Genomic DNA, 25336 nt, shown 5'->3' with positions numbered 1-25336 from the left:
TTGAAATTCAAACAACCATTTAAAAAATGTGCCCATCGCAAGTAAATTACGATGGCACATTTTTTAAATCCTATTTTTTCTTTGTTACCGGGACAAACGTCCGCTGTGGCAACGAGTACAAGTACTGTTGGACAACCGGACGCTGATACATCGACCGCAACGCAGCGGCGTATAGTTCAACTTGTCCGGCGTACCGGGTCAATAGATCTTGTGGCTGTTTGACGTGGTCCGTCTTGTAATCAAACAAGATTAACCCATCAGCTGTTTCTAAATAGCCATCAATAATTCCGTGAATCAAAATCTTTGCATGCTCATGTTCGTCCAACTCATCAAATAATTGGCGCGCTGGCAATAATAATGAAAACGGCACTTCACGGTGAACCTTGGTAGGATCCGCTAAAATCCTTTGGCCCAAGTCACTGGTATAAAATCCGACAATCGCATCAATCCTGATCAGCTGTGCAACTTCCCTAGTCAGCACTTGTTTGGCCACTAAGTCATCAATCGTAGCCTGTACAGTCGTCTCATCAATGGTCTGGGTCAGGTCCAACTGTTCTAAAACTAAGTGGGTTGCACTCCCCACTTCAGCACTCGTCGGTTCCTGCGTCGTTTGCAAAAATTGTGGTACTGCTAAGTCACCAGTCACAAACCGGCTGGTTGGCTTGGCGTGTTGCGCACTAACGGTTGGATTCGTATTCATCTGTGCGTCATCGGGATCTTCAAACAGCCGTTTAACTTCTGAAACGGACTGGTAGGCCGTAGTCACCGTGGATGCTTGATGCACGTACTTGAAATTCAATAAGTTGGTCAATTCATCACGGGTCATCTGGTCGACATCAACGTCAACGGTCTGCTCCACTTGATCAACCGCACTGAGTTGTTCATCAGTCCCAGCAACCTGCTTACGCTGCCCAATTGAGCTGGCATCCCCCAGTTCCAAAGTAAACTTGGTCTGATCGCCTTCCAGCGAATAGGTGGGCCACTCGTCCCCCCAGTACGCCTTCATCAAAGGATGCCGCATCAACGCCATACCGACCCAGTCAAGCTGATTATTCGTGCTGACCCGGGCTAGCGTACTTAGCACGCGTCCATCACTACTGAAGCCCTGCCGCCACTTTTCGGTGGCCACATCAATTGACGTAATCGTTCCAACTAGAAACAGCTGTTGTTGGGCACGCGTGATTGCCACGTATAGTTTCCGCATTTCTTCTGCCCGGAGCTTTTGGCTCACAACTTGCTGAATCACTAACCGCGGTAGCGTCGGGTACTTGACCCGGTGCTCTGGGTCAAGGTAGTTAATTCCGATACCCGCATCCCGGTCCATTAGCGCATTGGCCCTGGTATCGGTCTGGTTAAACCGCTTGTCCATATCCATTAAAAAGATGACTGGGTATTCCAGTCCCTTGCTCCCATGAATCGTCATGACACTAACGGCTTCGGTGTCGGTCTCAGCGACTGCTGAAGCTAGGTCCTGATCCTTTTCTTGCATGCGTTTGATAAACCGCACAAATTGGAATAAGCCTTTAAAGCTTCCCTGTTCATACGTATAAGCCCGTTCGTATAAGGCGTGTAAGTTGGCTTGACGTTGTTGACCCGCGGGCATTCCGCCAACGTAATCGAGAAAACCCGTTTGCTCGTAAATTTGCCAGATCAACGTTACGATTTGATTGCGCCGTGCTAAGTCCCGAAACGCCGTCAATTGCTGCATAAAAACTTCAATCTTTGCGTATAACTGATCCCCATACGCACTAGGATTGCCCTTTGTCGGGTACGTTTGGTAAAAGTCGCGGAGCGCTTGGAAATAATCACTCGTCTTATTTTGAATTCGTAAGTAAACTAACTGGTTTTCATCCAATCCAACAATCGGCGAACGCAACACTGCTACTAACGGGATATCCTGATAAGGATTATCAATAATACTTAATAAAGCCATCATGATTCGAATTTCAGTGGTTTGAAAATAATTCTGAGCATCGTTAACGACAATTGGAATATGGTACTGTTTGAAAATATCAATAATCGTTAAATTATGATTGCGTGTCGGCACTAACAGTGCTGCGTCACTATAGTGAAATGGCCGGTATTTTCCGGTTGAGCGGTCAAAGATTGGGTGGTCCATTTTTTTCAGGGCCAAAATCTTTTGGGCAACCATCGTAATGCTCCCAATCGATGGATCATCAATAGAAAAATTACTTTCTTCATTATCACTATCCGGTTGCGAGCCACGTACTGGCGTCTTCTCCGGCTGATCATCGTCCGTCTGGTATAAGAGTAAACTCGTCGTTTGCGGCATATCAGCCGGATAATCTTTGGGTCCGTATTTCAAATACGCGGCTTGATCATATTCGATTTGTCCAACTGGTGCGTCCATCAACTGGCTAAAAATCAGGTTCGTTAAGCGGTCCACGTTTTCAACTGACCGAAAGTTTTCCGCCAAAACGATCCGTTCCCCGTGTTCCGGGTGCTTCCCGAAGTCACGGTACTTTGCCAAAAATAGTAACGGATCAGCTAACCGGAACTGGTAAATCGACTGCTTCACATCCCCCACCATGAACATATTGCCAGGTGTTTTGCGCGCCAACAGTTGAAGGATGCTTTCCTGTAAACTATTGATATCTTGGTACTCATCGACCATGACTTCTTCAAACTGCGCCCGTAATTGCGTCAGCGCGCCCTGTCCACTCTCACTCGTATTCGTCAAAATAGCTAAGGTCAAATGTTCCAAATCAGAAAAATCTAGAACGTGGCGTCGCCGTTTTTCTTTGGCAAACGCTTCTTTAAAACATAGGGTGGCCCGGACTAATTCTTGCACAATGGCAGCTGCTCCCGCCATCACATCTAACACTTGTTGTTCGTCAGCCGCAAAATAGGTTTCACCGATACTTCCCATTTGTTTTTTCACACCGTCGACAAGGGTTCCCATTGCTTTAGCACGAGACGTCTTTTCAGGATCATCCTTATAAGTCTTAGTTAGACGACCAACTTTAAAACTAGCCGTAGCCGCCCGCAACGCATTCCAATCCGTGTTATCCAAATCACTAATCATAGTCCCCAGATCACGTTGTGCCACTTGCAATGCCTCAATCGTCTTCGGTGCTAAATCCGCCTCAGTTGCGATTTTTACGGCTTGGTCCATTCGATTGACCATTGTTTCAAATTCGGTTTTTAATAACGGTAATAACTTTTCCTGGTAAAACGGCGTCGCAGTCAGTGAGTCGCCTTGCAACTTATAATTTGTGACCAACTGCTTGAGCCAGGCTTCAGGGTCCGGTGTCGACTGCGCAAAGTCAAATAGCCGAAAAACAAGTTGGCCGAGACCGTCGTCGCTTCGGTCATTAGAGAAGTTAGCTGTCAGTAGGTCAAATAACTCGCCATCTTTTTCATAGAGGCTTTCCCTAACCGTATCCCAGACTTGGTCCCGAATCAGCAACCCCTCAGTGTTATCCGTCAATAGCCGGAACACGGGGTCTAAATCAATCACGTAGTAGTAGCGCTGAATCACACGTAAACAAAACGCATCAAGCGTGCTGATATTGGCGACCCCGAGTAAGTTTAATTGTTGCCGAAATTGCCGTACTTCCGGTGACGCCGTCGTTTGACCCGGATGATCAGTTAAAAACTGAGAAATCCGTTTATTGAGTTGGGATTCCAATTTTTGTTTCATGTGTTTGGCAGCCAGATTCGTAAAAGTCACGACCAGTAGCTGATCGATATTGGTTCCAGCCATGATTTTGCGCATAATCCGCTCAATCAAGACGGTCGTTTTACCCGAACCAGCGGAAGCAGAAACTAGCAAGTTATTCCCTTGCTGACTAATCACTGCCTTTTGGCTATCAGTGTATTGTGTTTTGGTTTCCATTAGTTATCTTCCCCCAATTCGGCTTTTAATTTTGCCAGAACTTCAGCAGGCTTTAAAGGCTGCAAATCATTGTAGTTATTTTCAGGTAGCATGGCATCAAACTGCATGATGGCTAAATACGGTGAATACTGCAAAGCGGTCGTTTTATCGTTCAACCGGATTGGATTCAAATCGATTTTCCCGTCAAAGATGTCCTTGGCCGCCGCAACGATTAATTGGCTATTATGCCTTAAAAGCCGTTCCAATTGCGCATTCGTTACCAGTGACTGACTGATACCGCCACTGTACGTCCCGTCCTTTTTACGTCTAAATGGATAAACTTTGGAGGTCCCGGTCGCCGTCTGTAACTCGCTATCCAGATGATCTAGCAACGTCGGGTCATCAACTAGGATGCCCCGGTACTTATTTTCTTTAAGGAGGGCTTCTTCAAATCCAGCATTAACGTCCTTAGGTTTTAAGACTGGATTTTTAATGTGCATATAAAGTGCTCCTGCCAATTGGATCGCAGCGTCCTGATCACCAACAATGGCCGTCTCATTATGCAAGACCGCATCGAGATACGTTAGCATCTGCATCGCGAGTCCGTAGTAAGCCTCACCAAAATTAAACTTATGTTGTGACGACTTATAGTCGACAATTCCAAGGTAACGCTGGTCAGCAACCTGAATCTCATCTAAGCGGTCAATTTTCCCACGAACGTGCACACTGTGGGTGGCGTCGATTTGAAAATCGAGTGCTTTTAGACCGTGTTCCTTCCCCACGTTACCAAACAAGACTTCGGTCTGTACTGGTTGTGCGGCCGATTGCTTGCTCTGATTACGAATAGCAAACGCAATCTGCCGAACCGTACTAATCAGTTGCCGTTGGATATAAGCCATCCGGTTAGAACTGGTCAGAATGGTAAATTGGGGTTGGTCTAGGACCCGCTTGGTCACCGTTTCAAGGTATTGTCCAAGTGCCTGATCAGCCACACTGGCTAGCGGGACTTGATCCGCACGAATGGCCTTGATCAGACCATCCAGTACGGCGTGGAAAAATTCACCGGTACTAGCAGCGGACAACTCAAACACATCACGCTCACGCAACTTTAGCCCGTACTTCAAGAAATAGGCATACCGGTTGCGGTAAAACTCTTCAAGCTTCGAGATGGAAGTATAAATTTGATTGCCATACAGCGAAGTCACGTTTTCTTCCGTTAAGTTTACGGGTAAGTTGCGGTAGCTTAATCCCGCTAATAACCGTTCGGCCAACGGACCAAATTCAGGGTCCCGTGTTAATTGGCGGCGTAACCAAACCCAAACGGGCGCTGGTTTAATCAAAGCTGACCCCGTCTGGTTGTGGTCCGCATTTGTCGTTAACACGTCACGATAAACTTGAATGACGTGGCTGATTGTTCGCCGCTTGGTGCTAACAAATGGTCGAACTTCTTCGCTTTCCGGGTCAGGGGCGGTTAAGTAAGTTCGTTCTTGAAGATTGAAGTGGCGAATAATTCGAACCACGTAATTTGACCAGTTCAGGTCAGTTTCCTGATCATCTTTTAACGGTGCACTGAAGAACAGGTGCTCACGGGCACTTAGAAAAGCGGTGTAGTTTAAAAAACTTTCATTTCCCAACTGTACGACCGCTGAATCGGTCAGAAAATGGTCGCTGCCCAATTCGTTTAGTGCTGGTTGCATCGTCGATTTATCCACATCACTCAGTAAGTTGTTGGTCATAATTCGATCTGGCATGACCAGGTCCGTCGCACCAATCATAAAGACGACTTTCCGATCCTGACTTTGTACCATTCCGCTTTCAGACACTAAGACCTGATCCAAGGTTGATGGAATCTGTGAATAACTAGCCCCTTCAAATCCCGCTTGTAGCAAGGCTAAAAAGTCCTCCGACGCAAAAGGTTCATCACCTAAAATCGCCACGTATTCATCCAGCATCTGACAAAAAGTCTGCCACGTTTGTTCCGGTTCAGCAGCGGCTGCTACGTCTTGACGTTCTAACGCTGCATCCCGCCAAGCGAGTAATTGTTGGGTCACCCCTTGACGCGTTAAAAAGTCGACGAGTACGGTTGCGGCGGATCGACCGTCGTTGGCCGCACTTAGGGCTTTGAAAAATGGTGGGAACGTTTTTGCAACGAACTGATGAATCAAATTAATCTGTTTAGCAATACCTGCATTTTTGTCCGTCTCGACTCCGGCGTCGCCTTCAGTCAACTCGAAATATTCCCAATCCGCACGCTGTGTCCAGCGCCGACCACTGTACCCACTCTTTAAAACAAAGTTTTCGGTCAGGTCAACAGCTTGCCGGTAAGCTTTACGATCCATCGGCTTGCCATCAACCAGCGGTAAGATTAATTCAGTTTTCAAAATTCGCATGATGTCGCGATATTGATACTGATTTTCTTCTAGTTCAAACAGCGCGCCAATCAGTTCAACCAACGGATGATCCGCCATTGAACGCTGTAAATCGACAAAATAGGGAATTTCTAATTGTTGGAGTGTCGGGGCTAACATTGTTTTATAGCTATCTAAATGGCGCGTCATAATGAGAAAGTCCCGGTAATGGTAATCATCCGCGGAATTTTCGTGCTTTGTCGCAACCATCGCACGAATCTTCCGGCCCACTTGTGCTAACTCATTTTGCCGACTGTCAGCGCGCATGACGTGCACGTTCCGATTCAACGGTTCACGCCCATCCCCAGCTTGTGGTTCGCCACGCCAATAGTTGTCCAGAGCGACTAGGCCAGCACTTACGCGTAACTTAGTGGCATGCAGATCATTAAAAACCGGAATCTGCCGTGCCCGCGCATATTGGTAAAGCCGATAGTACAGACGACCCGACTGATAAAACAAGGTGCCATTTTCTGGGACTTGGTCCGTGACCTTATGATCGAGCACGAGGCTGATTGTGACGTCCGCGCCCCGTTCCAACATGGTTGTAATCAGGCCCTGCTCCTGTGATGACAGCTGCGTGAACTGTTCCAAATAAATATGCGTGCCGTGCAAATCTTGGTGACGCAAATAGGCGTTCAATTGAGCTAACAAATCAGCCGGCTTTAAATATTTTCCCGCCGTCACTTCAATGAAGTCCGTGTAAACAATAGCTAAATCGTGTAATTTAGCTTGTAAGTCCCCCACGGTCGTTGTTTCAGCCAACCGGGCAACGTCTTCTGGTTGCAGGTTGGCCACTTGCAACTCGTTCACTTCTTTAGCCAACTGGGTGATAAAACCGGTTTGCGAAACTTCGCCTCCAAATAACCGCAATTCATCCTGGTGGCGTCGCAGAATTCGATACAAGAGCATATCAATTCCCGCAGCTGAGAGCCGTGGTACTTGATAGGCCGCTTCATTTTTCATTAGATACCAGGCCAACCGGGTAAATGAAAAGATTTGAACCTGACTCTGTGCATATAAGTCTGGTTGTGCAAACGCCCGTGATAACCGGTTCAGCACATCCACTTCAGTGTCAAATTTCACGTGGTTAGGAACTAAGTAAAAAAATTGCGCCTGGGGTTGAGCCGTCATCGCTTTAACTAGCTGACGCACCATCATCTCCCGGTGATCAAATTTCGCCGAACCCAGTACAAATTGTAAGCTCACCGTAAACTCCTCCTTCAAATATGAACAAATGTTCTCTTTAATTTAGTTTAATTATCGCACAACTTTCACAACAAAAAAACACTTCACCCGCAGGTTAAGTGTTTCTTTTAATACCGATAATCTATTTCGATTTGTTCATTCAAGAAGTGCTGAATTTTCAACGTTTTATATCAGAAATCCAAGCACATTCAGAATCCACAAATCACATTTTTACAGTTAAGCTTGTGGATTCCAGTGTTGTGGATCTTGCCGCCAAGTATGCAACGAAGCGAGCTCGGCATCATTAATATCACCGTGTTCCCGGGCAACTTTAATCAGCGTCGTATAGTTGGACAAACTGAACAGTGGTAAGTGCGCCGCTTCAAAATTAACCGTTGCAGCATCCAGACCATAGCTAAAGATTGACCCCACTGCTAGAATATCGCCACCATCGGCCTGTACTGCTTTGGCTGCTTGCAGCACACTGCCACCAGTTGAAATTAAATCGTCTAACATGACGACCTTGGCCCCTGGTTTCAATACGCCTTCAATCTGACGACCAGCACCATGGTCCTTGGGTTTGGACCGGACGTAAATCAATGGCAAGTCCAATAGTTGAGCCACCCACGCGGCGTGTGGAATACCGGCTGTCGCTACCCCAGCAATGACTTCTGCTTCTGGATAGTCCCGTTTAATAATGTCCGCGATTCCCGCCGCAATGTGCTGACGAACCTTTGGATAAGAAATCGTCAGGCGATTGTCCGTATAAATCGGACTGTGAATCCCACTCGCCCATGTAAATGGTTCGTTAGGCCGTAACGTTACGGCCTGAATTGATAGTAGGTCACTCGCGATAGTTGCTGCAATTTCAGTCATTATTGGCCACTCCATTCTTTTACAATTTGTTGGTACGCGACAACCGGATCAGCGGCCTGAGTAATTGGCCGTCCCACAACTAACCCGTTACTACCCGCTTTTGCGGCGGCTTGTGGGGTCATCACCCGTTGCTGATCATCCGCTTGCGCACGCTGTGGCCGAATTCCTGGTGTAATACCCAAAAAGTCCGTTCCAACCGCTTCGTGAATAGCGGCCACTTCCTGTGCGGAACAAATGACCCCGTCACAGTTGCTTGCTTTTGCCAAATCAGCATAGTGGACCACGCTTTGTTGAACCGTTCCCTTGATTTGCTGATCAGCATTCAAAATACTTTGATTAGTGGAGGTTAACTGCGTAATTGCGAGTAACTTGGGCGCTGGTAGTCCCTGTGCCGCTGCACCAGCAACAAGTCCGCGCTTAGCCGCAGCCAACATCACGTGACCACCCGCCGCGTGTACCGTCGTGTAGGTCACACCCAACTGACCAATCACCCGCATCGCAGCTTCTACCGTATTTGGAATATCATGGAGCTTTAGGTCTAGAAAAATGGCGTGTCCCCGCTCCTGAACGGCTTTTACAATGGCCGGACCAGCTGCATAAAATAATTCCATTCCGATTTTAACGGTGACGTGTAAGTCCTCTGGAAATTGGTCCAAGAAACTTAACGCCCGTTCTGCCGTTGGAAAATCCAACGCGATAATCACTGGTCGGCTCATCCTTGTACCTCCGAAATCAGTGTCTGAAGACTACTAATACCGTACTTATCCATTGCCGCGGGTAGACCCGCAATAATATCGGTACAAGCCGTTGGGTGACCGTATGTCGCCGCCCCAACTTGCACGGCGTTTGCGCCCGCCAGATAAAATTCTAAAACATCGTCCGGCGTAAAGACCCCACCAACCCCAATAATCGGCAACTTAGTTTGCTGACGAACTTGGTGAATCATTCGAACTGCTAGCGGGTGAATGGCTTTACCGGATAACCCACCGGTACCGTTTGCCAAAATTGGTTTGCGGGTCGCTAAGTCGATTCCCATTCCCGTTAACGTATTAATCATGGTTAACCCGTTGGCACCACCAGCTTCAGCGGCCTGCGCAATCGGCACGATGTCGGTGACGTTCGGCGTTAACTTCATGAAGACCGGTTTATCCACCACATCCACAATTTGGCGCGTCAACTTTTCAACCGTCGCCGGATCCGTTCCAAACGCTAGCCCACCATGCGCCACGTTCGGACACGAAATATTGATTTCTAGTAATTTGACATTGGGTGCCGTCGCCATCTTTTTAGCAACCGCCACGTATTCGTCAAAGCTGCCACCGGCCACACTCCCAATAATTGGTAATTCGGGGTAATTCGTCGCTAACCAGGGTAACTTTTCGGCTAGAACGTTAGCAATACCGGGATTTTTCAACCCAATGGCGTTCAACCACCCAGCCGTCGTTTCGGCCGTTGTTGGTCGAGGATTGCCCACCTTGGGTTCGGCGGTCGTTGATTTGATCACAAGTCCACCTAACGCACTTAAGTCTAACTGCGTCGCCATACTCTGACCATACGCAGCCGTTCCGCTCGCCGGCATGACTGGATTTTTTAACGTGACCCCCGCTAAATCTACTGTTAACCGTCCCATGTATAAGCCCTCCTATAATGCCTGCGTGACAAATGATTGTGATTCGCGAACCTGTAAAATTGCCGCTACCGTATCCAGCGCCGTAAATAGTGGAATGCCGTGTTCAATCGACGTATTCCGAATCAGCGTCCCATCATCGGCCGCTTGCTCTTCATCAGAAACCGTGTTAACAACGGCTTGAACTTGACCGGCTTCCATTTGATGAAGCAAATCATCTTCGCCACTGTCAATCTTTTTGACCACCGTCACTGGTAACCCGTTATCGGTTAAATAGCTCGCCGTACCCGTCGTTGCTAATAACTGATAGCCCAGTGCGTGGAACCGTTGTGCCAGTTTAAAGGCTTCCGGCTTATCATCATCCCGAACTGTGAACAAGATGTTCCCGTTACTTGGCACGTGTAGTTTAGCGGCTTCAAACGCCTTGTATAATGCCTTGGCCATCGTTCGGTCAGACCCCATGACTTCACCGGTCGACTTCATTTCTGGTCCTAGCAAGCTATCCACACGATTGAGCTTAGAGAAGGAGAAGACCGGCGCCTTAACGTGCACCATGTCGCCCGCTTTCACTAATCCCGTTTGATACCCTTGATCTTTGAGTGATTGCCCTAAGATGACCCTAGTTGCAACTTGTGCCATTGGAATGTCGGTAACCTTACTCAAAAATGGCACCGTCCGGCTCGCCCGTGGATTAACTTCAATCACGTAAACTTGTTCGTCATGAATGACAAACTGAATGTTCATCATCCCAACACAGTTCAACGCGACGGCAAGTTGTTCCGTGTATTTAATGATTTGTGCTTGGACGTCTGCAGATAGTGACTGTGGTGGGTAAACGGCCATCGAGTCGCCAGAATGGACCCCGGCACGTTCGATGTGTTCCATAATTCCCGGAATAACCACGGTTTCACCATCACAGATGGCGTCGACTTCACACTCTTTACCGACTAAGTACCGGTCAACTAGCACCGGATGGTCGTGTGAAACTTTGACGGCGTTATGCATGTAATGATCCAAATCCGCACGTTTCTTAACGATTTCCATTGCCCGGCCACCCAAGACGTAACTTGGGCGGACCAGAACCGGATAGCCGAGTCGATCAGCAATCGCTAAGGCCGTGGCTTCATCACTAGCCGTGTCTCCGGCCGGTTGTGGAATTTGTAGTGACTTGATAACCTTGTCGAACTCATCCCGGTCTTCAGCGCGGTTGACATCCGCAACGCTTGTTCCTAAAATCTTGACGCCACGGTCAGCAAGGGGTTGCGCTAAGTTAATCGCCGTTTGGCCCCCAAATTGCACAATCACGCCGCGAGGTTGTTCTAATTCGATGACGTTTAATACGTCTTCAAGGGTTAGCGGTTCAAAGTACAACTTATCGGAAACTGAAAAGTCCGTCGAAACCGTTTCGGGATTACTATTCATAATAATCGCTTCGTAACCCGCTTTTTGAATCGCCTTGACTGAATGAACGGTAGCGTAATCGAACTCGACCCCCTGGCCAATTCGAATCGGGCCAGAACCTAGGACCAGGACTGATGGCTTTTTGTCCACAATGCTTTCGTTTTCAAATTCATAGGTGCCGTAATAGTACGGCGTCGTCGATTCAAATTCACCCGCACAAGTATCAACCATCTTATAAACGGGTTTTAGCTGGTGACTTTCACGGAACTGCCGAACCGTATCAGCACTTTCATGCCAGAAGTCCGCCACCGTTTGGTCAGCAAAGCCGTTTCGCTTGGCCGTTGTTAAAACATCCAAATCGTCTACGTTGGCCTTTAGTGCCCGTTCAATTTCAACGATGTGTAATAGTTTATCTAAGAAAAAGACGTTGATCTTCGTTAACTCAGCTAAGTCTTCAATCGTGTAGCCACGCCGGATGGCTTCTGCCAAATAGAACAGCCGGTCATCCTGCGCATGAATCAATTTATCGCTTAATTCGTCGTCATCCACACTTGCTAGTGCGGGTTCTTCAACGTGGTGAACCCCAATTTCTAAGGAACGAACCGCCTTTAAGGTCGCTTCTTCGATGTTACGACCAATGGCCATAACTTCCCCGGTCGCCTTCATCTGCGTCCCGAGACGGCGATCCGCTTTGGTGAATTTATCGAATGGCCAGCGGGGAATCTTGCAGACAACGTAGTCTAAAGCCGGTTCAAATTCGGCGTAGGTCGTTCCCGTGACTGGGTTTTTAATCTCATCGAGGTGCAGGCCCACCGCAATTTTAGCCGCCATCTTCGCAATCGGATAACCGGTTGCTTTTGATGCTAACGCTGAAGAACGGCTGACCCGCGGGTTAACTTCAATGATGTAATACTTGAAGCTATCTGGATCAAGAGCGAGCTGAACGTTACAGCCCCCTTCGATCTTCAGTGCACGAATGATTTTTAATGACGCATCCCGCAGCATCTGTACTTCGCGGTCCGCCAACGTTTGAACGGGTGCGTAAACGATGGAATCCCCGGTATGAATACCGACCGGGTCAAAGTTTTCCATGTTGCAGACGACCATCGCGTTATCGGCAGCGTCGCGCATCACTTCAAACTCAATTTCCTTATAGCCCGCAATACTTTGTTCAATCAACACCTGGGTCACGGGTGACAGCGACAGGCCATTTTCAGCGATGTCGTGTAATTCTTTAGCCGTCTCCGCAATCCCACCGCCGGTACCACCCATGGTAAACGCAGGCCGCACGATAACCGGGTAACCGGACTGTTCAGCGAAAGCTAAAGCTTCTTCAACCGTATGTGCAATGCCAGAAGCTGGCACCGGTTCACCAAGTTCTTCCATCAAGTCTTTAAATTGTTCCCGGTCTTCAGCTTGGTCGATCGCCGTTAGCTTAGTCCCAAGGAGTTCAATCTTAAGTTCCTTCAAGATTCCAGACTTCGATAACTCCATCGCCATGTTCAGGCCTTGTTGGCCCCCTAAAGTTGGTAAGATAGCGTCGGGACGTTCCTTGCGCAAAATCTGCGACACAAACTCTAACGTAATGGGTTCCAAGTATACTTGGTCCGCAACTTCTTTATCCGTCATGATGGTCGCCGGATTTGAGTTAACTAAGACGACTTCATAGTCGAGTTCCTTTAAGGCTAAGCAAGCCTGCGTGCCAGAATAATCAAATTCAGCCGCTTGGCCAATAATAATCGGGCCAGAACCAATCACCATGATTTTATGAATATCTGTGCGTTTAGGCATTGAACTTGCTTCCTTTCCGGGCCACTTGATGGGCCGCCATTAAGTCAATGAATTCGTCAAAAATATGGTCTGCATCGTGAGGACCCGGTGCAGCGTCCGGATGATACTGCACGGAAAAGGCGGCATAATCGCGGTGCCGCACTCCTTCGACGGTGTCATCATTAATTTCTTCGTGGGTAATCATCAGGTCGGTCTTCGCTAATGATTCGCGTGAAACCGCGTAACCGTGGTTTTGTGACGTAAAGTCGATCCGACCAGTCGCAATTTCACGGACAGGGTGATTAAACCCGCGGTGACCAAACTTCATCTTAAAGGTGTCCGCACCGTTTGCTAAGGCAAATAACTGGTGGCCTAAGCAAATCCCAAATAACGGAATGTGCTTCTCCACTTCCCGAATCATCGGGAGTGCGCTTGGCACGTCTTTCGGGTCGCCAGGGCCGTTTGTAAGCATCACCCCATCTGGGTTCAATGCCATGATTTCAGAAGCCGTCGTGTTGTACGGTAAGACTGTCACGTTGCAATGCCGCTTGGCTAGCTCACGTAAAATTGAGTGTTTCAAACCAAAGTCGACTACGACCACGTTGGGCCCCGTTGCCGGATTAGGATATGCATTGGTCGTTGAGCTTTCCGCAACCACGGCTTTTCCAAGTTCCGTCACGCGTAGCCGTTCCACCGTATCTGGTAAGACTTCGTCCACGATGGTGGCTTTCATCGCACCCTTTTTGCGAATGTGCTTCGTGACCGCACGCGTATCAATATCGGTAATTCCCGGAATCTGGTTTTGTTTTAAATAGTCATCCAATGACATTTCACTGCGCCAATTGCTGGCCCGCCGTGCGACTTCGTGAACCACGACCCCTTTACAAGTCGGCTTAATCGATTCATGGTCGTCACGGTTAATGCCATAATTTCCAATTAATGGGTAAGTAAACATCAAAATTTCGCCGTTATATGACTGATCAGTAATGGATTCTTGGTACCCACTCATCCCAGTGCTAAAAACCAGTTCGCCAACCGTGGCTGCCGGTGCGCCAAACCCGGTGCCCGGATAAATCGTGCCGTCGGCTAGTACTAAGTATCGTTTCATTTTTGCTGGTCCTTTCCGTAAACCACTTGGCCGTCCACTAAGGTCATCAGCACGTTTCCGTACACGTGCCAGCCGATAAATGGTGAATTATGTCCTTTAGATAACATCTGATCCGCTTTAATTTCGTACTCATGTTCAAGGTCGATGATTGCTAAGTCGGCCGGCGCCCCAACTTTTAACTGGCCGGCGTCTTTTAGCCCAAATAACTGGGCGGGCTTCGTACTCATCAATTCAATGAGCTGCCCTAAACTCAGTAACCGCGTCTTGACCAGAGCGGTGTACATCGTTGCAAAAGCCGTTTCGATACCGGTAATGCCAAACGCTGCCGTTTTCATACTCCCCTGCTTTTCAGCGTCGGTGTGCGGCGCGTGGTCCGTCGCAATAAAGTCAATCGTGCCATCCAGTAAACCAGCAACTAACGCTGACCGGTCTTTGGGTGAGCGCAACGGCGGATTCATCTTGAGCATTGGATTATCCATCGTGATATCTTCATCCGTTAATAGCAAGTGATGGGGGGAAACTTCACAGGTCACATTGATACCGGCCTCTTTTGCATGCCGAATCACACGGACACTTTCCGCCGTAGAAACGTGGCAGACGTGGTAGTGCACGCCGCTTGCCTCTGCTAACATCACGTCCCGTGCCACTTGGGCCGCCTCCGAGACGTTGTTGATGCCCGGTAACCCTAATCGTTCAGCGGTTGGCCCGGCATTCATGACGCCGCCTTGATATAAGGAATCGTCCTCCACGTGCGCAGCCAATGGTAACCCGGCCTTTGCGGCGCCACACATCGCTTGATACATCGTTCCCGCCGTTTGGACCCCAGAGCCGTCATTGCTGACCGCAAAGGCGCCAGCACGTTTGACCCCTTCAAAATCAACGAGTTCTTCGCTCGTCCGTTCCGTCGTAATACTTGCATACTGAGCAACGTGGACGCGAGCCTTAGCTTGGTTTCTTGCGACCATCGCCGCAACCCGTTCTGGCGTATCAGGTACCGGGTCAACATTTGGCATGGCACCGACCGTTGTGAAACCACCGTGGGCTGCAGCCAGCGTCCCAGTTTCAATCGTTTCTTTCGCGGTTTGACCAGGGTCGCGTAAATGAACGTGCACGTCCACCAGTCCGGGACTCACAAAATGCTTATCGGCACAAATCACTTGATCAGCAGCGCCGTATTGTTCATTAAGTTGGTGACCAATTGCCTTGATTCGGCCATCTTCAATCAAAAGATCGTTTAATTCTAAGTGATGATTCACCAAAATCTGCGCGTTTTTAATTAAAGTTGTCATCGTTAATCCTCCAATTGTGTGGGCTGCAACAACCCTTGGTGTACGAGTACGTTTGAAATCATTGCCATTCGGATAAAGACACCGTTCGTCATCTGTTGAAAAATTCGTGACTGTGGGGCTTCAACTAAGTCACTGGCTAATTCGACCCCACGGTTTACCGGTGCCGGATGCATGATGATGGCGTTTGGCTTCATTTGAGCGCCCCGGGCCATCGTCAACCCGTATTGTTGGTGATACGCTTCAGCATCAAACGTTTCATCACTGGATTCGTCCAGCCGTTCGTGTTGAACCCGCAGTAACATCATGACATCCATGCTGCCAACTAGTTCGTCAATTGGCAGATAGTCGCCGTACGCCGCAAAATCAGCATTGTACCAAACTTTTGGGCCACTGAAGTAGACCGTTGCGCCGAGTTGTGTAAGGAGTTCCATGTTGGAACGTGCGACCCGTGAATGCGCTAAGTCCCCAATAATGGCAATCTTTAACCCGTCAAAGTGACCAAACTCTTCATAAATTGTCATCATATCAAGTAAGGATTGCGACGGGTGTTGACCACTCCCATCGCCGGCGTTGATCAAACTCATCGATAAGTTTGCTTCGACCAGTGGTTCGTAATAGCGGTCGTGAGGATGCCGGATAACTGCTAAGTCAACGCCAATCGCTTGAACCGTTTTTAGCGTATCAAGCAAACTTTCACCCTTAGTCACGGAGCTCGTCTTCGGGTCAAATGGGATAACCTGCATTCCTAGTCGCCGTTCTGCCATTTCAAAACTCGTATGCGTCCGCGTGCTATTTTCAAAAAAGAGGTTCATCGCATAGCTCGGACGTTCAAGTTGAATCGTCTTACCCGCCTTAAATTTTTGTGCCAATTTGATGAAAGCCATTACTTCTTCATTATTAAATTGGTCAACGCTGACCAGGTCATTACTCGTTTGCATGCTCTTTTGCCGTCTCCTATCTTGATTTAAGAAAAAAAGTCTAGCTCCTGCAAAAAATTATTCGCAAAGAGGCTAGACTCCGATTAAGCGGCCACGCATGGCCAAACCGTTTCGTTCCTCTCTGGAAACAATTAAATGGTTAGTTATTCAATTTATTCATCCAATTTTTCAATCGTAATGCCGTCATGACCGTCGTGTTCTTCCAACGCGACGTTGACTTGTTCATCCAAAGCAGTTGGAATGTTCTTCCCAATAAAGTCCGGACGAATTGGTAATTCGCGGTGTCCACGATCAACTAATACGGCTAACGAAATCTTAGCGGGACGTCCTTGGTCCATCAGGGCATCTAATGCTGCCCGCACGGTTCGGCCCGTAAAAAGCACGTCATCAACTAAGATGATGTGTTTGCCGTTAATATCAACGGGAATATCCGCACCATTCAGCTTTGCCTGACCCGCAACATCGATTGCGTGGTGATCATCCCGGTAAAGTGTAATATCTAAAGAACCAACCGGCACATCGACGCCTTCTAACTGCTTTAACCGTTGCGCCAAACGTTCAGCTAAATAAATGCCCCGCGTTTTAATCCCAATAAATACTAAGTTACCGACACCCTTGTTCTGTTCGATAATTTCATAAGTGATCCGCGTTAGCGCGCGGCGCATTGTCATTGCATCAACGACTTCTCGTGCCATTTCTCAGTCAGCTCCATTCTTTTTAATTCACCTGAGGATACAAAAAAGGTCTCCCGTTTTCCTGCAAAAACCGTGGGAGACCCTCAGATACCGTTCCCCTTGTTAGCCTCACAGGACTAAGTTAAAGGTGCTTGTTTAATTGCAATAAGTGTAACCAACTCTAGTAGCAGTGTCAAGTTTGTTTTAACATCAATTTTGTCATTGGTCAGATTATTTATTAACGTCTAAAAAGTTTAACATCGCTGTCACCACTGTAACAGTAGTAATTGCTATCCTTAAATTAGTCGCTCCGTCAGGCAAAGTTGGGTGCTATGTGGGGACGGCCTCAGCCACACTGCGGTCTGTGGCCTTGATTCAAAGCCGATAACCCACGTCTTTGAATCCCCCCGCAAGATTAGCAGCTGAAAATCGACTGCTAATCTTGCCGACACAGCACCCAACTCTGCCCGACTGCGCTCAAATCAGTTTTACAGTCCGTTATTACTGTCGAATCATCGGAGGTTGCCACTGATGGTATCGGTCGTGAAGGTGGTGTTAGAGCGGTGATTTTTTGCCGGTCTTTACACCACGGACGGTCCGGGACAATTGCGCCTTTTGCGATTGTTCCGGGCGAGGGTTAAGACCGCTCCTCAGGCTTAACCCGGTCCCACGACCGCATATCATCAGTGGCAACCGGAATAATTTGTATTACTCCAGATACTAATACAGTAGCAATTAATTTTTGAATTCAAATTTCAATCTTTAGTTAATTAACAAATGTCCATCTAAATTTATCTAATTTTAATGTTTCTTTCATTTTATTATAGTCAAACTGCCAAATTATCGGTATACTACTTGTGAAAGATAACTAATTTTAGGGGGATCCGCCATGCGTTTACAAACATTACTAGAGACACCATCTATGCAGCATATGCGAGTTATTGCGGGTAAACGCGGCCTTAAACGGGAAATCAACAATATCGGGATGATCGAATCGCCCGACATTGCGGACTTTTTAAAGGCAGATCAATTTCTAATTACGAATGGCTATCCCTTTATTAATACGACGACAAACCCCACCGCGCTCATCAAAGCAATGCACGCGGCTAATTGCGCTGGTCTAGGATTTAAAGACCACCGCTACGTTGACCATTTGCCAAAAGAAGTCTTGGCACTCGCTGACGAACTCGCTTTCCCCATTATTATTACCCCGGGAGACGAGCTCATTTCAGAAACAATGCGTAAGATGCTCAGCATTATTCTGAAGTCGCAAACCGATGAGCTGAGCCGCATCGTTCAGGCCAACCAATCACTTGCCGACTTATTATTAAAAGATCCGACCCACACCACGGTTTTAAACAAGTGTAGTGAAATTCTCAACCACGCACTTTTTTTGATGGATAGCCATTTTCGGGTCGTTAGTGCCTCCCAAAGTTTACCGGTGACTCAAAGTACCCTAACTGATTTTCTTCGTAACCAAACTAACATTGATTATTTTAACTTACATACCCGTATCACCGTTGCCTATCAACAACTGAGTCTGACCATCACCCCTTTATTTTCAGCTTATAAAGAAAATAAGGCCTTCGTTGGGATCATCGACCTTGATCCGGGGAACTCAACCGATCAGATGTTAACGCAAGTCGTGCTCAACACCCTGAGTTTCGTTAATAGCCGCGTCGACATGCTCAACGAATCGGCGTTCCGTAATCAAAGCGGGTTCTACCTTAACGTGATGGACGGCGGCATCTCAAACGACCTCGTCAATAAGACTCTAAAGGCCCAAAACGTTGAGCCGAGCACGAAGTTCCGGTGTGCAACCATTCTGGTCACGACAAATCATCAAACGCTACTGAGCAACCACCTGCTCGAACAAGTCCAACAGCTAACGTTATGGTTTATCAAAGAATACCAGGCACCCGTGATTACCTTCTCCCTCAAACAGCAACTTGTTCTTCTGATTAAGGATGAGCAAAACGCGCAACACTTCTTAACCGCCCTAGTGGACTTTATTCAGCCAAAGCTAGATAAGTCCGCCCGGTTAATTATTGGTTACAGCTACTCGACCCTACCGCTGACCGAACTCGCAACCACTTATAACGAAGCGGCCGAGGCGCTGGCACTCAGCAAGAATAGTCCCCACGCCATCACCATCTACCGACCCAAATACGTTAAAGAACTCATCTCGCTGATTCCAGAAAACGAAGCCAAGTCCTTTGTGGAACGCGTCTTAGGCGGGCTAGTCAGTGGCATCAGTGCGCACGAACAGCAAAACCTACTCAATACCTTGTACGGCTATTTTTATTATCATCAAAACATTGCCGAAGTCGCCGGTCACCTAGAGATTCACCGGAATACCGTTATTTACCGGTTAAAAAAGGTTGAAAAGATGTTAACCCTCAACCTTGACGACCCTGAACAGACTCAGACCTTAGAGATGGCCGTTCTCCTCTGGCATAATCAAGAAGCACAAAAGTGAACGTTTTCATTTTTAAAAAGCCAATTTATACCGATTTTGCGAACATTAAATCATCCGGATTAATTTGTATTCGTTTTTTTAGTGTGTTAGAATTATCTTCATTCAAATACGAGTTTATTGCCTATATAATGTCATGATATGGTTGACGAGTTTCTACCCAATCCCGTAAAGATTGGACTATAAGCAAACGAGGACACCCCGTTTGCCGGGGTGTCCCTTTTTGTCTACTGCAGAACCCCGGGGCTAAACGACTAAAATGAGAGGAAGATTGGTTTGAAGGAAGTTTCCGCAACACCTAAGATTTCAAGCGTCAAAGCTGCAATTTTGGGCTTTCAACACTTATTAGCAATGTATTCTGGTGACGTGCTCGTGCCGCTATTAATCGGGGCCGCATTACATTTCACCACGGAACAATTGACTTATTTAGTTTCCATCGATATTTTCATGTGTGGGATTGCCACGTTTTTGCAATTAAAACGCACCCCGCTCACTGGGATCGGACTCCCCGTCGTTTTAGGCTGTGCCGTTCAAGCGGTCAACCCACTGATTCAAATCGGCAAAACGTACGGCCTCGGGACCATGTACGGCTCAATTATCGGTGCCGGTATTTTTATTTTCTTAATCGCCGGACTATTTTCTAAAATCAAACACCTCTTTCCACCAGTCGTTACGGGGTCACTAATTACCATTATTGGCTTTACCTTGATTCCCGTCGCATTTCAAAACCTCGGTGGCGGCGATGCAACCGCTAAGGATTTCGGAAACTTGCCAGCCCTCGGAATTGGCTTTTTGACCATTGCCATTATTTTACTGATCAGCGTCTTCGCAAAGGGCTTCATGAAATCCGTTTCAATTCTAATTGGAATCTTAGTCGGCACGCTCGTTGCCGGAGCCATGGGCATGGTTTCCTTGAAACCGGTCGCCGAAGCAAGCTGGTTCCACTTACCAACGCTCTTTTACTTTGGCACGCCCCACTTCGAATGGTCCTCAATTTTGACCATGATTCTAGTCTCATTGACCACGATGGTTGAATCAACCGGGGTCTTTTTCGCACTCGGTGACATTACTGGTCGCAAAATCGAAAGTGATGACTTAAAACGGGGTTACCGTGCCGAAGGAATCGCCGTCATTTTAGGTGGTTTGTTTAATACGTTCCCTTACTCGACCTTCTCCGAAAACGTTGGGGTCGTTCAATTATCCGGCGTTAAAACCCGTAAGCCAATTTACTTTTCCGCCGCATTCTTAGTGGTGTTAGGGCTCTTACCTAAGATTGGCGCACTCGCAACCGTCATCCCCGACCCCGTCCTCGGTGGCGCAATGGTCGTCATGTTCGGAATCGTAGGGATTCAAGGGATTCGAATGCTTGCCCAAGTCGACTTCCGTAATAACAATAATCTGCTGGTTTCCGCCGTCTCAATTGGTTTAGGGCTTGGCGTTACCGTTCAAACCAACATCTTCCAATTTCTTCCAAACGCTTTACAAATCATGTTAAGCAACGGCGTCGTCGTTGGTAGTCTAGCCGCCGTCCTACTCAACTTATTGTTCAACCGTCACGCCGCTGAAAATACGGTCGATGACGAATCAGTCGGATTAAACGAAAACGACTAACGCTATCCTAGATAGGGTATAAAAAGCACTTCAGAAAATTTAGACTTTTCTGAAGTGCTTTTTATATTTAAACGAAACTCTTTGTTTACAATCGCCATGATTATTACTAAATTAATTCTCACTTACCAGATAACCAGTGCGATTTGCACGCACCCCTTTTTCACGTAAAACCAGTATGTTATACTGGACAATTGTGTGATTGTTAACTTTTTATCAATTTAGGAGTGAGTGCAATTTTAGAACAACTATTTCATTTACGGGAAAACCGAACGTCAATCCGCCGCGAATTCATCGGTGGTTTAACGACTTTTCTCGCCATGTCTTATATTTTAGCCGTTAATCCCGAACTACTCGGGAGTGCCGGCATGAGTAAAACGGCAGTCTTTACAGCTACCGTTCTTGCCGCCATTGTCGGCTGTTTATTGATGGGGCTCGTCGCCAATTTCCCCGTTGCCTTAGCACCCGGGATGGGCCTCAACGCCTTCTTCACTTACACCGTCGTTCAGGAATGGCATATTCCGTGGCAAACTGCGCTAGCCGGGGTCTTCGTTGCTGGGATTCTCTTCATCCTATTAACGTTATCTAAGTTACGTGATAAGCTCATCAACATGATTCCCAGTGCGTTAAAATACGCTGTTTCTGCCGGAATCGGCCTATTCATCGCCTTTTCTGGATTACAAACTTCTGGCATCATCGTTGCTAGCAAGTCCAACGCGGTCGCATTGGGTAACTTGCACAACCCCACCGTCCTACTCGCAATCTTTGGGATCATCGTGGGTGTTATGCTGGTAACCGCAAACGTCACCGGTGGAATTTTCTGGGGGATGTTTATTACCGCAGTTGTCGGCATGATCTTTGGCATCATCCCGCTGCCAACCGGTATCATTAGTGGGGTTCCAAGTGTTCAACCAATCTTTGGCCAAGCTTTGACCCACATCACGGATATTAATTCGTTTCAGATGATTATTGTGATCCTGACCTTCTTCATCATTGGCTTATTTGATACTTCGGGGACCTTAGTCGGCGTCGCAACCGAAGCCGGCATGGTGAACCACGAAACTGGTGAAGTTAAGGGTGTTGGTAAAGCCCTCTTCAGTGGGGCCTTAGCGACAACAATTGGGGCCATCTTTGGGACTTCACCAACCACGGCCTACGTTGAGTCAACCTCCGGCGTCGCGGTTGGGGCCCGTACCGGGTTGTCCTCCGTCTTCGTCGCAATCTTGTTTGCAGTGGCCGCCTTCTTTTCACCGATCTTAACGGTGATTACTTCGGCCGTAACGGCTTCTGCCTTAATCATCGTCGGTATTTTGATGCTTTCAAACGTGCAATACATCGACTGGACGAAGTTTGAAATCGCGGTTCCCGCCTTCTTTACCATGATTATGATGTTACTAACGTACAGTATTTCCGAAGGACTGGCCGTTGGGTTCATCTTCTACCCCATCACGATGAGTGTGAAGGGCCGTTGGCGTGAAGTTAACGCCCTTATGTGGGTCATGATGGTTGTCTTCATCTTGTACTTTGCATTCGTGGCTTAATGACTAACCTCAAAACATAAAAGCTCCCGCCATAACACTGATTAGACCAATGTTATGGCAGGAGCTTTTATGCTTATTTACAGGTTGAAAGTTAAATTCAACCTTTAGATGTTTATTTTCATGCAACTAGTTAAGCCTAGTCTAGCTAACTAAGCCACTTATTATTCTTAGCCACCCTAATGGCTTCAAGGCGATTATGTACACCAAGTTTGCTAAAGATTGCCGACAGATAGTTACGGACCGTTCCGGCAGATAAGAATAACTCGCCCGCAATTGCTTTGGTGGACAACCCCTGATTCGCCGCTCTTAAAACGGCCAGTTCGCGGGTTGTTAACGGATTTTGGTCGGCGGATAACATATTCACCACTAGTTCTGGCGCGTAGAGTGTCTGGCCGCTCATCACTTTTCGAATCGCCGCAATCAGATCATCACTAGGGCTATCTTTCAATAAATATCCAGCCACCTGTGCTTGAACCGCCCGTTCAAAGTAAGCCTTTTGCGCAAAAGTGGTCAAAATAATCACCTTAGTTGTAAGGTCACTATTTTGAATCTGGTCCGCGACGTCTAACCCAGATAGTCCTGGCATTTCAATATCTAAAATCGCAATCTGAGGTTGTAATTGTTGCAGCTCATTCCATGCAGTTTGACCATCACCACTCGATCCCACCACGTGCAAATCGTCTTCTAATTCTAATAATTGCGTCAAGGCAGAATTCAGCATGCTCTGATCTTCTGCCAAATAGATTGTAATCATCGCAAATTTTCCCCCTTAGGTAACGTTAAAATCAACTGGGTCCCCCGACCAACCTGTCTAACTTCAAACGTACCTTGTGCTTCCAACAAGCGCCCCCGCATTCCCGTAATACCATTCGCACCCGCACGTTTTAAAGAACCACCCTGACCATCATCTTGAACCACAACTTGATGCTGTGCGGTTGTTTCATTAAAGTTCAACTGTACTTGATGAGCATGCGCATGGCGAATCACATTGGTCAGTGCTTCGACCAGCGTTGCAGCAAACATCCCTTGAACCATTGTCGGCCCCTGAATCGCTTGCTTTTCACCAGTGGTCACCAACCAAACATTGGCCGCCAAGAGATTCCGATTTTGTTCAAGCAAAACTTCACTAATCGACTTCTGATGAAGGTCATTCACAATTGAGCGGACCAATTGTAAATTTTCCCGACTAGTCCGTGCAATGTCGTCAAGTTCAGGGCCAACCTTCTCTGGCGCTTTAACCAGTAACTTTTTAACCAGTTCCGTTTTCAACGTAATCATCGAAAAGCTTTGACCAAGTGTATCGTGCAAGTCCCGAGCAATCCGTTCACGTTCATCCCGTTGGACAACCGACTCTAACCGCCGATTGGTTTGCCGGAGCTGCCGCTGTCGAGCAATCGACCGAGAAAACGTGTAGGCCATTAATGGTGATAGTAGTGGGAACACTAATCCCATAACTTCAATGTTATGCCAACTAGGACTCGATGGATAGACTTCAATTATACTGGTTAAAATAATCCCATAGTAACTGGTCAAAAACCAATAGAAATACTTTTTAGGATATTGCACCAAAATAAATGAAACTTGCCAACCTGGAAAAATAATCAAGTAATTATTTCCTCCAAAGACTGAAAACAAACCAGTGATGAGTAACTCCAGCGGGATTGTCACTGGTCGCCAAGCCTCTTTTTCGACAACTAAAACATACAAGATTAAGAAAACGACCAATAGGCTCAGCCAAAACCAGGCTTGGATCGTTTTGGCAGGTAAATAGATTGCGACTGAATAGGGCAAATAACCGAGCCAAATATAACTGTTCCATTCAAGATTCTTAACGCGAGCCATCCACTTAGGCTTTGACAACCCCATCCCCCCGTCTAAGCAACTGGCGGGTGCCCACAATCACGAGGATTAACAAGATTCCAATCCAAGCACCCACACCAGTCACAGTTGTTATTTTAAGTGTCGCATGGGTCGCCACTGCGCCCAACCAATTATTCACGAAATAAGTTGGCATCAACTTACCAATCGGTTGTAGCCAACTTGGTAACATCGCCATCGGCCACCACAGCCCACTGACAATCGCCATCGGAAAAGTAATGAGGTTACTAACAATACTCAACGTTTCAATGCGATTGAGGAACGAAATCAGAACCCCCAGCAGTAACGTTGGAATTTGACCAACCAACGCAACCCCCGCCATCACTAGCCATTGCTCGATTGTTAGGCTTACATGATTGACACTAACGGCAAGCACGCCCAACACCACGATTGCAATGCCGTTCATCGCCATACTCCAAAAGCCCACTGATAAATAGTACGGTTGAACTCCCGATGGCGTCAGTTGATACCATTGTAGTAAGCCCTTCTCACGATCAAGCATTAAAATTGACGCAATCCCAAATAACGCGTTAATCGTCCCACTATACACAATCATGCTCGCCATGTACTGCACGCTAAAACTCACTGGGACTGTTCCAGATACCATTACTTTGGTAAATAGTAAATAAAAGCCCGCTGGCATCAGGATTGAAAAAAACTGAAACCTGAATTGTCAAATCAAGTGCAACACTCACAACCCATTCTTATCAATTGGTCTA

At 47.3% G+C, this 25336-nt stretch carries 16 protein-coding genes and 1 riboswitch; of the genes, 3 read left to right on the top strand and 13 right to left on the bottom strand.

Features of this window, described 5'->3' with window-relative positions:
* Positions 1 to 70: 70 nt before the first annotated feature.
* From addA to pyrR, 10 genes are all read right to left on the bottom strand, one after another.
* A complete protein-coding gene (gene addA, locus IV64_RS00590) occupies positions 71 to 3859 on the bottom strand; it encodes a helicase-exonuclease AddAB subunit AddA (RefSeq protein ID WP_057705221.1) in 3789 nt (1262 codons plus the stop codon).
* A complete protein-coding gene (locus IV64_RS00585; protein ID WP_057705220.1) occupies positions 3859 to 7452 on the bottom strand; it encodes a PD-(D/E)XK nuclease family protein in 3594 nt (1197 codons plus the stop codon). Before IV64_RS00585 ends, addA begins: the two co-directional genes overlap by 1 nt.
* Before the next feature lie 216 nt (positions 7453 to 7668).
* On the bottom strand, positions 7669 to 8307 hold the full coding sequence (gene pyrE, locus IV64_RS00580; RefSeq protein WP_057705219.1) for an orotate phosphoribosyltransferase: 639 nt from the start codon (positions 8305 to 8307) through the stop codon (positions 7669 to 7671).
* Positions 8307 to 9023: an orotidine-5'-phosphate decarboxylase gene (pyrF, locus tag IV64_RS00575; RefSeq protein WP_057705218.1), complete on the bottom strand. Its 717-nt coding sequence runs from the start codon at positions 9021 to 9023 to the stop codon at positions 8307 to 8309. Before pyrF ends, pyrE begins: the two co-directional genes overlap by 1 nt.
* Entirely contained in the window at positions 9020 to 9937 is a 918-nt protein-coding gene (locus IV64_RS00570) for a dihydroorotate dehydrogenase (protein WP_057705217.1), read from the bottom strand. Before IV64_RS00570 ends, pyrF begins: the two co-directional genes overlap by 4 nt.
* 12 nt (positions 9938 to 9949) lie before the next feature.
* Positions 9950 to 13126, bottom strand: coding sequence for a carbamoyl-phosphate synthase large subunit (gene carB / locus IV64_RS00565; protein WP_057705216.1), 3177 nt, complete (start codon positions 13124 to 13126; stop codon positions 9950 to 9952).
* The gene (locus IV64_RS00560; protein WP_057705215.1) at positions 13119 to 14213 is read right to left on the bottom strand and encodes a carbamoyl phosphate synthase small subunit; all 1095 of its coding nucleotides are present in this window, start codon (positions 14211 to 14213) and stop codon (positions 13119 to 13121) included. Before IV64_RS00560 ends, carB begins: the two co-directional genes overlap by 8 nt.
* Positions 14210 to 15502 (bottom strand): dihydroorotase, encoded by a 1293-nt coding sequence (locus IV64_RS00555; RefSeq protein WP_057705214.1) that lies wholly within the window; start codon positions 15500 to 15502, stop codon positions 14210 to 14212. The genes IV64_RS00560 and IV64_RS00555 overlap by 4 nt, the downstream gene beginning before the upstream one ends.
* 2 nt (positions 15503 to 15504) lie before the next feature.
* Positions 15505 to 16440, bottom strand: coding sequence for an aspartate carbamoyltransferase catalytic subunit (locus IV64_RS00550; protein ID WP_057705213.1), 936 nt, complete (start codon positions 16438 to 16440; stop codon positions 15505 to 15507).
* Positions 16441 to 16592: 152 nt separating this feature from the next.
* Positions 16593 to 17135: a bifunctional pyr operon transcriptional regulator/uracil phosphoribosyltransferase PyrR gene (gene pyrR / locus IV64_RS00545; RefSeq protein ID WP_057705212.1), complete on the bottom strand. Its 543-nt coding sequence runs from the start codon at positions 17133 to 17135 to the stop codon at positions 16593 to 16595.
* Between the two features lie 868 nt (positions 17136 to 18003).
* On the opposite strand from pyrR, the gene IV64_RS00540 reads away from it, so the two are divergent.
* From IV64_RS00540 to IV64_RS00530, 3 genes are all read left to right on the top strand, one after another.
* On the top strand, positions 18004 to 19593 hold the full coding sequence (locus IV64_RS00540; protein WP_057705211.1) for a PucR family transcriptional regulator: 1590 nt from the start codon (positions 18004 to 18006) through the stop codon (positions 19591 to 19593).
* A 101-nt stretch (positions 19594 to 19694) separates the two neighbouring features.
* Positions 19695 to 19793, top strand: a riboswitch (purine riboswitch).
* 73 nt (positions 19794 to 19866) lie between these two features.
* A complete protein-coding gene (locus IV64_RS00535; protein ID WP_057705210.1) occupies positions 19867 to 21201 on the top strand; it encodes a nucleobase:cation symporter-2 family protein in 1335 nt (444 codons plus the stop codon).
* 224 nt (positions 21202 to 21425) lie between these two features.
* Positions 21426 to 22739, top strand: coding sequence for an NCS2 family permease (locus tag IV64_RS00530; RefSeq protein ID WP_202813320.1), 1314 nt, complete (start codon positions 21426 to 21428; stop codon positions 22737 to 22739).
* A 145-nt stretch (positions 22740 to 22884) separates the two neighbouring features.
* Here the strand turns inward: IV64_RS00530 and IV64_RS00525 are convergent, their stop codons facing one another.
* Genes IV64_RS00525 through IV64_RS00515 form a run of 3 tightly spaced genes read right to left on the bottom strand, consistent with a single transcriptional unit; the run spans position 22885 to position 25260 of the window.
* Positions 22885 to 23493, bottom strand: coding sequence for a response regulator transcription factor (locus IV64_RS00525; RefSeq protein ID WP_057705209.1), 609 nt, complete (start codon positions 23491 to 23493; stop codon positions 22885 to 22887).
* Positions 23490 to 24581: a sensor histidine kinase gene (locus IV64_RS00520; protein WP_237757282.1), complete on the bottom strand. Its 1092-nt coding sequence runs from the start codon at positions 24579 to 24581 to the stop codon at positions 23490 to 23492. The genes IV64_RS00525 and IV64_RS00520 overlap by 4 nt, the downstream gene beginning before the upstream one ends.
* 4 nt (positions 24582 to 24585) lie before the next feature.
* Positions 24586 to 25260 carry an ABC transporter permease gene (locus tag IV64_RS00515; RefSeq protein WP_083491518.1) on the bottom strand — a complete coding sequence of 225 codons (675 nt, stop codon included), beginning with the start codon at positions 25258 to 25260 and terminating at the stop codon, positions 24586 to 24588.
* Positions 25261 to 25336 lie beyond the last annotated feature (76 nt).

Origin of the sequence: Lactiplantibacillus xiangfangensis (genome assembly GCF_001438845.1) — a bacterium.
GTDB lineage: Bacteria > Bacillota > Bacilli > Lactobacillales > Lactobacillaceae > Lactiplantibacillus > Lactiplantibacillus xiangfangensis.
The sequence above is the reverse complement of the archived record's forward strand: the minus strand, read 5'-3'. Positions and strand labels throughout refer to the sequence as shown.

Excerpts from the sequence above, each read along its gene's own strand:
- addA (WP_057705221.1), bottom strand. The coding sequence starts at position 3,859 with ATGGAAACCAAAACACAATACACTGATAGCCAAAAGGCAGTGATTAGT.
- pyrE (WP_057705219.1), bottom strand. The coding sequence starts at position 8,307 with ATGACTGAAATTGCAGCAACTATCGCGAGTGACCTACTATCAATTCAG.
- pyrF (WP_057705218.1), bottom strand. The coding sequence starts at position 9,023 with ATGAGCCGACCAGTGATTATCGCGTTGGATTTTCCAACGGCAGAACGG.
- IV64_RS00570 (WP_057705217.1), bottom strand. The coding sequence starts at position 9,937 with ATGGGACGGTTAACAGTAGATTTAGCGGGGGTCACGTTAAAAAATCCA.
- carB (WP_057705216.1), bottom strand. The coding sequence starts at position 13,126 with ATGCCTAAACGCACAGATATTCATAAAATCATGGTGATTGGTTCTGGC.
- IV64_RS00560 (WP_057705215.1), bottom strand. The coding sequence starts at position 14,213 with ATGAAACGATACTTAGTACTAGCCGACGGCACGATTTATCCGGGCACC.
- IV64_RS00555 (WP_057705214.1), bottom strand. The coding sequence starts at position 15,502 with ATGACAACTTTAATTAAAAACGCGCAGATTTTGGTGAATCATCACTTA.
- IV64_RS00550 (WP_057705213.1), bottom strand. The coding sequence starts at position 16,440 with ATGCAAACGAGTAATGACCTGGTCAGCGTTGACCAATTTAATAATGAA.
- pyrR (WP_057705212.1), bottom strand. The coding sequence starts at position 17,135 with ATGGCACGAGAAGTCGTTGATGCAATGACAATGCGCCGCGCGCTAACG.
- IV64_RS00540 (WP_057705211.1), top strand. The coding sequence starts at position 18,004 with ATGCGTTTACAAACATTACTAGAGACACCATCTATGCAGCATATGCGA.
- IV64_RS00525 (WP_057705209.1), bottom strand. The coding sequence starts at position 23,493 with ATGATTACAATCTATTTGGCAGAAGATCAGAGCATGCTGAATTCTGCC.
- IV64_RS00520 (WP_237757282.1), bottom strand. The coding sequence starts at position 24,581 with ATGGCTCGCGTTAAGAATCTTGAATGGAACAGTTATATTTGGCTCGGT.
- IV64_RS00515 (WP_083491518.1), bottom strand. The coding sequence starts at position 25,260 with ATGCCAGCGGGCTTTTATTTACTATTTACCAAAGTAATGGTATCTGGA.